The organism is uncultured Oscillibacter sp. (assembly GCF_910584465.1).
Classification (GTDB): domain Bacteria; phylum Bacillota; class Clostridia; order Oscillospirales; family Oscillospiraceae; genus Oscillibacter.
This window is the reverse complement of sequence record NZ_CAJUBK010000022.1, coordinates 25,660-31,672: the sequence shown is the minus strand read 5'-3', so window position 1 is coordinate 31,672 and position 6,013 is coordinate 25,660. Positions and strand designations below refer to the sequence as shown.

Genomic DNA, 6,013 nt, shown 5'->3' with positions numbered 1-6,013 from the left:
TTGCGCGCCTTGTTCGTCTCCGCCTGCAAAATGGATTTTTCCCCGGACAGATCATGCAGGGTCTTTTCCAGGTGTTCCGCGTTCTTGTCGAACGCCTTAGTCACCTCCGACATGCTTTTCAGTACCGAGGAATATCGGTCATCAATCTTGACGACGATACTCGTCTCTGGCATACTTTCACCTCCATGTTGACATGATTGATTCTCCGTTTTATAATAATTTCAGAATATTAAGGAGGGTGTTGTATAATGGAACATATTCTTTTAGGTCTCCTTTTCCTGGGGCCGCTCGCTTTTTTATCGTTCGTTCCTTCTGATGATCCAAAATCTTTGCGTTCTCAGGTGCAGAACATGATAAAAGATGATTTCATGTGGAAATATCTCCTCCATCTTGCCCTATGGGGTGGAGGAGCAGTATTCATTTTATTTGCACTGATGGATATTTATGCAGGTTGGTGATGGGTCTCAGCGTAAGGATTCTCTCGCCCTCCCCGCCATCCACACACCCCGAGGAGCCCTCCGGCTCCTCTTTTTTGCGTCCTCACGCCGCCAATGACGCTCTCAGCGCGTCCGCCTCGTCCCCCGTAGCGGCGAACTGCTTCTGTGCGTCCAGCATGGCCTTGCGCGCCTTGTTCGTCTCCGCCTGCAAAATGGATTTTTCCCCGGACAGATCATAAAATCACCTCTGTTGACAAATTGAATGCCATTCCCTATAATAGTCTCATCAAGTAACGCAAGGGGGCTCAAAATCATGAAGACCCAGCTTGCCAATGAATTTTATTTCTATTTGGTCCTGCTGTTTATTTTCATTTTCAATACGGCTATCTCCAGCTATTTTCTATTTTCAAAGAAACACGCAAATGACCGAAATAAGTTTTATTCTGAGGAAAGCTGGCGGGTATATCGGGCAGTGTCGTGGTTTGCCTTTATTGGGTCGTGTATTGCCGCCCTCGTTCTATTCTGTATCACAGTCAATGCGCATTCCGCCTGGGTCTCTTATGTTGAACCTTGGAAGCAGGGCCTCATCAAGTAACAAAATAATTTCCCGCCCGCCCCGAGGAGCCCTCCGGCTCCTCTTTTTTCGCCCTCACGCCGCCAATGACGCTCTCAGCGCGTCGTGCTGGCTGGCCAGCTCCGCTGACCGTCGCTCGGGCTCCTCGAACGCCTTGGAACATCCCTTGGCATCACACCCTGTTGACACATTTTGAGTGAATAGTTATAATGTAAATAACGGGTCTTGAGATATTGTGAAGGTGGGAGTGCTATGTCCAGCGGATCTAAATATACCTGGCAAGAGATAGCGGTTTCTCCCGACAATGTATCTGAAATACTGGACCAGATGGAGTTCCTTGAAAAGATACTGGACTGCGATCCCTATGGGGCCGTGATAGATCTTGAGGAACAACAGGCCATCCATAAAGAGCTAAGCAGATTATGCAGCTTGATCCCCGAAGCCTTTGATACGGAGATGCGTCAGCAGCTGGAGGCCGCTGCGAAGCGATCCTCCCAACACGCCGGCAGTCCTCAGATGACCTTCCGGCAAACCAGCTATGAGTTTCGAGGATCGATCTGGCTGACAGTTTTCGGCCTTCTGTTCGCGTTGATGATATCCTTTATGATGCCGTTTACGGACCGTGACCTTCCTTGGATGTTCCCCTTATTGTTCACTATGCTCTTTCTGGATCTCGCTTGGGCCATCTGGGCTTGCACCCCCAAAAAAGGATGATCCCCCGCCCCCGCCTCAGGTTTGTAAAGAAAGGAGACTCGGCTATGAATGAATTGCGTCGTGAGCTGGAAATACTTAAGCGCCAATGCAAGGATGATCCGGGCATCCGCGCCGGGTGGATCATGATCGGGATCCTCCTGGGGCCTTGTGTGATCGGGTGCTTGCTGATGCTCCCGTTCATCTTATGATCGATGCCTCCCCCGCCCTCCCGCCTCGGGAGGGCGGTCTCTTTTACCATCGGAAGCCCTCGCTCCGCCGCTCCGCCTGATGGGCGGCGAACGCCCGGACGATCTCCGTCCACCCGTCCCGGCCCTCGTACAGGGTCTTCAGATCATGGAGCCCCCAGTCCTTGGCCGCGAACAGGTAGTACAGCAGGGATATCTCCGGGTCGTCCGCCGCCTCTAGGCGTTTTTTACCTCGGCCAGGGTCCGCCGCAGGTAGCCGGAGAGCTTCTGGATCTCAATGTACAGCTCGTCGATCTCCCCGGCGGTCAGCCGGGCCTTGATGGCGTCCAGCGGCGTCGCGGCGCCCCTCTCCGGGTCCAGTAGCCGCTTGTCCCGCAGATCCGGGTCCTTGCACCCATACAGCACCGCGGATACCGCCTGCTCCTCCCGGGGCTTGTCCTGGACCTGCCGGATCTCGTTGTAGCTCAGGGCCCGCAGGGTGAACACCGCCGGCTCGCCGGTGAGCTCCGACAGCCGCGTCACCTCCACCCGCTTCTCCGGCAGGACCTTCCGCACGTCCGGCAGCTCCGGCCGGAGCAGCAGGTCCAAAGCGCTTACGTTTTTCTCGTTTTCCATGTTCTCCTCCTTACACCGGCGGCGCCACCTGATCCAGGAACTCATACGCAGTGGCCTGGAAGGGGACCGTCATGCTCCCCGCCTTGGCGGCGGCGAAGTCCATCAGGGTCTGCTCGTCGTAGTTCATACCGTACACGGCCACGCGCTCCGCGCCGTAGGCGTCCGGGTCCGCCAGCTTGGCGACCAACGTCCGCCGGACGTCATGGCCCCAGTCGGCGGCCCGCGCGTCCTCCGCCCCCCGGCTGTAGACCTTGTGCAGCGTCATGGAGCCGGTGATCTTGATACTGGTCAGCTTCCGGTCCTCCGCCATCTGGCCGCACATGTTGATGGGGTCCCAGTTCTTCGTCACCTTCAGCTGGAAGGCGCTGATCTCCGCGATCTCGCTGCCGTCCGCCCACACGGTGCCGAAGGTCCCGTTCATTACCCGGGAGCCGTTTTCGAATGCCATATCAAAGCCTCCTTACAGATAGATCTTGATCCGCACGTCCTCGATGGCGTCGATGGGCTTGATATCGATCGCCAAAAAGACATAGGTCCCGGTATTGGCCTCCCGGATCTGCTGCTCCGTCATCTCCGCCGTGGCCACGCCCACGCTCTGGAGGTACGCGTCCTGCTCCTCCACGTCGATGTCGCAGACCAGATCGCTCTCGATCAGCCCGTCCTTCGCCAGGGCCTGGAGGTACAGCTTCACGGAAGTGATGAGCAGCAGCTTGTTGTCATAGGTGTTCTGGAACTTGCCGATGTAGTTGTCCTGGATGGCCAGCCGCAGGTCCCACTGCAAAAGGTCCAGCAGCTCCACGATCTTGATCTTCCGCCAGACCTCGGACCGGCCCGTAGTGGTGGTCAGGGAGTTCACGCCCCGGCCGAACTTCACCTTCTCCCCGTCGTGGGTCAAGATCAGCTCGCCCCGGCCCACGGCCTCGTCCTCCTCCAGGGCGGACAGGCGGTCGATGTCCTCCGCCTCCGGCAGCGCGGCGTAGGTCACGGACTGCTTCATGGGGGTCCCGGCGATCAGCCCCGCCACCCGGCCGCAGTACCCGGCGGCGTCGAACACGTCGCTCCCCGCCTGGATGCCGGAGGCGGTGAAGTTTACGATCCCCTCGTTGTTGGCCGCGCAGTTCGGCAGGACGGCCTTGTAGATCGCGTGGTCGTCCTCCCGCTTTTGGATGATCCAGTCCCGGAGGACGGCGGCCTCCGCCGCGCTCAGGTCCGCCGGGCCCGCCAGATAGTCGAACTTCTGCGTCCCCAGCCATTTGAGAGCCGCGGCGCCGCTGCCGGGCTTGGCCTCCGCCGCGGTCTCCTGGCCGTCCTCCGCCTGGGAGGGGGATCCGCCGTCCAGCGTGTCCTCCGCCCCCAGGCAGTACACCAGCACCTTCCGGGGCGGGTTCACGCCGCCCTTGAACACCCGCCGGATGGCGTCCTGGTTCACCTTCCCCAGCTTCTCGGGGATCTGCCCCGTAGAGGTCAGGGACCACGCCTCCCCGGCGGTCAGCGCGTCCCGGAGGATCAGCGCCGCCACGCCCTTCTGGCTCCGGGCGATGGTGGTCTGCGCCCGCTGCTGGAACAGGATGCTCAGCGTGGGCATCGTCAATTTTTCAGCCATGTTATCCATTCTCCTTTTTCACTCGAACTTGCATCTCGAGGTCCTTCATCAGCTCGTAAAGCTCCGGCCCCACGAAGTCGGCCCGGTCCAGGGTCAGCGCCAAGGTCAGCGTCACCGGCACGCAGTCGAAGAAGGAGGTGTCCGCCTCTACGCTCCGCACCTTCGGGGCCCGGTCCTTTACCCGGATATATCCGCTTCCGAAGGCCCCCAGCACCAGCATGGCCCGCAGGTCCAGGACCGGGAGATGGGAGGCGTGGACCTCGTCCACGGCGGAAAAGGTGGTGACCTTGACCTTGTACAGCAGCTCCGCGCCGCTCTGCCCATAGGACAGCGGGTCCATGCCCAGGCTTGCCAGCTCCACCATATTGCAGGGCCGCTCAAAGTCCCTGGGCGTCAGGTCCGTATACACGGCCTCCCCGGGGAACGCCTCCTTGATCCGCTCCGCCACAGCGGCGGTGATATCTGCCGGGAGGATCGCTCCGTCTCTCATGATGTCAGCTCCGTCACCGTCAGCCGCCGCAGGAAGTCCTCCGCCTCCTGGACGGCGATCTTTTCAGCCTCCGCCTGGGCCTTGGCGTAAAAATCATATCCCTTTACCCGGGTCATCCTGGCCCTAGGCTGGTATCGTTTTGCCCGTCCAGAGGGCTCCCGGACCTTGTGCCCGGCGGTAAGGTAGTTGGTCAGCGCCCCGGCGTTCAGCCTTTGGCGGTCCTTATAGCCGGCCGCTGTTTCCACGGAGTCCGCCCGTACGGCGACATAGCCCGACCTAGAGCCCACATGAGGATTCTGCCAGCGCTTCACACGCCCCCGGGAGTCATCCAGCCCAGAGCGGTCCACCGCCTCTCGGACTTCCTTCTGGATCCGTCCGCCGACCGTCTCCAGCACCGCTCGTTTCAAGCTGGGGAGTCGGTCGATCGTGTCCTGCCAACGGGACCAAAACGCCGCCCACTCTCCAGTGTAAATACCATATCCCTGCATCAGCAGTCCTCCCTCCGCCGGATCTCGTACTCGTTCTTGTAGGGGTCCAGCTCATGAGGGGCCCGTACCAGGAAATAGCGGCCCCCCGCCACCGCCCAGCTCCCCGGGGCCAGCCTCACCGCCTTCGGCGTCACCAGCACGAAGTCCCCCGTCACCTCGGCGTGGGGGTCCAGATGCTCATGGGCCACGTACTTCTCCGTCAGGATGCCGGGGAAGCGGCCGCCCTGGGGCGCCCGGTCTGCGTCCCGGATGCAGTCCACCGGCTCGCACAGCGCCGCCCGCACCACCTGGAACCCCGGGTCCCCGTCCACGATGGAAGTCAGGAAGCAGAACTGCCCCCTCCAGCGCAAAGCGTCATGAAGGGTCAGGCTCCGGCTCTTCCGGATGGTGAACGTCACGCCCCGGGCCCCCACGCCCAGGTCGGAAAAGAGGTCTTTCCGGTCGTCCTGCTCCGCCGCCGCCCAGGTCCGCCGGGCCTCCTCCCAGGCGTAGCTGTCCCCCTCCCGCCGGAGCGCCAGGACCCGGATGGCCTGATCCAAGCTGCTCCCGGTGGTGCGCATGGCCCATCATCCTCCTTCCGCATCGGACGTGTCCAAGTCGGGCACATCCGGCTCCGTCAGCTTCAGCTGGTTCAAAAGCCGGCGGAAGGCGGGATCCTCCGCCACGACCGTCCCGGTGATGGATGCGTCCCGCCGGTCCCAGCTGTCCAGGACCAGGCGGTCGACGCACAGGTCGTACTGCGCCCGGCGGGTCGTGTGCTCCGGCGGCTCCCCGACCCCCGCCTGGGCCATATAGCCCACGGCGGCGGCGTACAGGACCTCCAGGAGCGCCTCTTCCTCCGGGGAAAGCTCGTCCAGCCGGCAAAAGGCCAGCAGCGCGGCCCTCCGCGCCTCCGGCAGTGCCATGC

11 protein-coding genes are annotated in these 6,013 nt (G+C 61.2%); 4 read left to right on the top strand and 7 right to left on the bottom strand.

The window, feature by feature from the left end; genetic code table 11:
• Positions 1 to 248: 248 nt before the first annotated feature.
• The 4 genes from QZ332_RS07235 to QZ332_RS07220 all read left to right on the top strand — a co-directional run bounded on the left by QZ332_RS07235 (position 249) and on the right by QZ332_RS07220 (position 1,913).
• A complete protein-coding gene (locus tag QZ332_RS07235) occupies positions 249 to 458 on the top strand; it encodes a hypothetical protein (RefSeq protein WP_295764163.1) in 210 nt (69 codons plus the stop codon).
• Positions 459 to 750: 292 nt separating this feature from the next.
• Positions 751 to 1,032, top strand: coding sequence for a hypothetical protein (locus QZ332_RS07230; RefSeq protein WP_295764162.1), 282 nt, complete (start codon positions 751 to 753; stop codon positions 1,030 to 1,032).
• A 231-nt stretch (positions 1,033 to 1,263) separates the two neighbouring features.
• Positions 1,264 to 1,725: a hypothetical protein gene (locus QZ332_RS07225; protein WP_295764161.1), complete on the top strand. Its 462-nt coding sequence runs from the start codon at positions 1,264 to 1,266 to the stop codon at positions 1,723 to 1,725.
• A gap of 44 nt (positions 1,726 to 1,769) precedes the next feature.
• Positions 1,770 to 1,913 (top strand): hypothetical protein, encoded by a 144-nt coding sequence (locus QZ332_RS07220; protein ID WP_295764160.1) that lies wholly within the window; start codon positions 1,770 to 1,772, stop codon positions 1,911 to 1,913.
• A 213-nt stretch (positions 1,914 to 2,126) separates the two neighbouring features.
• Here the strand turns inward: QZ332_RS07220 and QZ332_RS07215 are convergent, their stop codons facing one another.
• The 7 genes from QZ332_RS07215 to QZ332_RS07185 all read right to left on the bottom strand — a co-directional run bounded on the left by QZ332_RS07215 (position 2,127) and on the right by QZ332_RS07185 (position 6,011).
• Entirely contained in the window at positions 2,127 to 2,525 is a 399-nt protein-coding gene (locus tag QZ332_RS07215; RefSeq protein WP_295764159.1) for a phage tail assembly chaperone, read from the bottom strand.
• Positions 2,526 to 2,535: 10 nt separating this feature from the next.
• Positions 2,536 to 2,973 (bottom strand): phage tail tube protein, encoded by a 438-nt coding sequence (locus QZ332_RS07210; RefSeq protein WP_295764158.1) that lies wholly within the window; start codon positions 2,971 to 2,973, stop codon positions 2,536 to 2,538.
• 12 nt (positions 2,974 to 2,985) lie between these two features.
• A complete protein-coding gene (locus QZ332_RS07205; RefSeq protein WP_295764157.1) occupies positions 2,986 to 4,128 on the bottom strand; it encodes a phage tail sheath C-terminal domain-containing protein in 1,143 nt (380 codons plus the stop codon).
• 1 nt (position 4,129) lies between these two features.
• Positions 4,130 to 4,618, bottom strand: coding sequence for a DUF6838 family protein (locus QZ332_RS07200; protein WP_295764156.1), 489 nt, complete (start codon positions 4,616 to 4,618; stop codon positions 4,130 to 4,132).
• Positions 4,615 to 5,025, bottom strand: a complete 411-nt coding sequence (locus QZ332_RS07195; RefSeq protein WP_295764155.1) for a hypothetical protein — start codon at positions 5,023 to 5,025, stop codon at positions 4,615 to 4,617. Before QZ332_RS07195 ends, QZ332_RS07200 begins: the two co-directional genes overlap by 4 nt.
• An 80-nt stretch (positions 5,026 to 5,105) precedes the next feature.
• Positions 5,106 to 5,666 carry a hypothetical protein gene (locus QZ332_RS07190; RefSeq protein WP_295764154.1) on the bottom strand — a complete coding sequence of 187 codons (561 nt, stop codon included), beginning with the start codon at positions 5,664 to 5,666 and terminating at the stop codon, positions 5,106 to 5,108.
• Between the two features lie 6 nt (positions 5,667 to 5,672).
• Positions 5,673 to 6,011 (bottom strand): head-tail connector protein, encoded by a 339-nt coding sequence (locus tag QZ332_RS07185; protein WP_295764153.1) that lies wholly within the window; start codon positions 6,009 to 6,011, stop codon positions 5,673 to 5,675.
• Positions 6,012 to 6,013: the final 2 nt, after the last annotated feature.

Bases quoted from the DNA above. Each gene is read 5' to 3' on its own strand.
- QZ332_RS07215 (WP_295764159.1), bottom strand. From the start codon at position 2,525: ATGGAAAACGAGAAAAACGTAAGCGCTTTGGACCTGCTGCTCCGGCCG.
- QZ332_RS07235 (WP_295764163.1), top strand. From the start codon at position 249: ATGGAACATATTCTTTTAGGTCTCCTTTTCCTGGGGCCGCTCGCTTTT.
- QZ332_RS07190 (WP_295764154.1), bottom strand. From the start codon at position 5,666: ATGCGCACCACCGGGAGCAGCTTGGATCAGGCCATCCGGGTCCTGGCG.
- QZ332_RS07185 (WP_295764153.1), bottom strand. From the start codon at position 6,011: ATGGCACTGCCGGAGGCGCGGAGGGCCGCGCTGCTGGCCTTTTGCCGG.
- QZ332_RS07200 (WP_295764156.1), bottom strand. From the start codon at position 4,618: ATGAGAGACGGAGCGATCCTCCCGGCAGATATCACCGCCGCTGTGGCG.
- QZ332_RS07230 (WP_295764162.1), top strand. From the start codon at position 751: ATGAAGACCCAGCTTGCCAATGAATTTTATTTCTATTTGGTCCTGCTG.
- QZ332_RS07220 (WP_295764160.1), top strand. From the start codon at position 1,770: ATGAATGAATTGCGTCGTGAGCTGGAAATACTTAAGCGCCAATGCAAG.
- QZ332_RS07225 (WP_295764161.1), top strand. From the start codon at position 1,264: ATGTCCAGCGGATCTAAATATACCTGGCAAGAGATAGCGGTTTCTCCC.
- QZ332_RS07205 (WP_295764157.1), bottom strand. From the start codon at position 4,128: ATGGCTGAAAAATTGACGATGCCCACGCTGAGCATCCTGTTCCAGCAG.
- QZ332_RS07210 (WP_295764158.1), bottom strand. From the start codon at position 2,973: ATGGCATTCGAAAACGGCTCCCGGGTAATGAACGGGACCTTCGGCACC.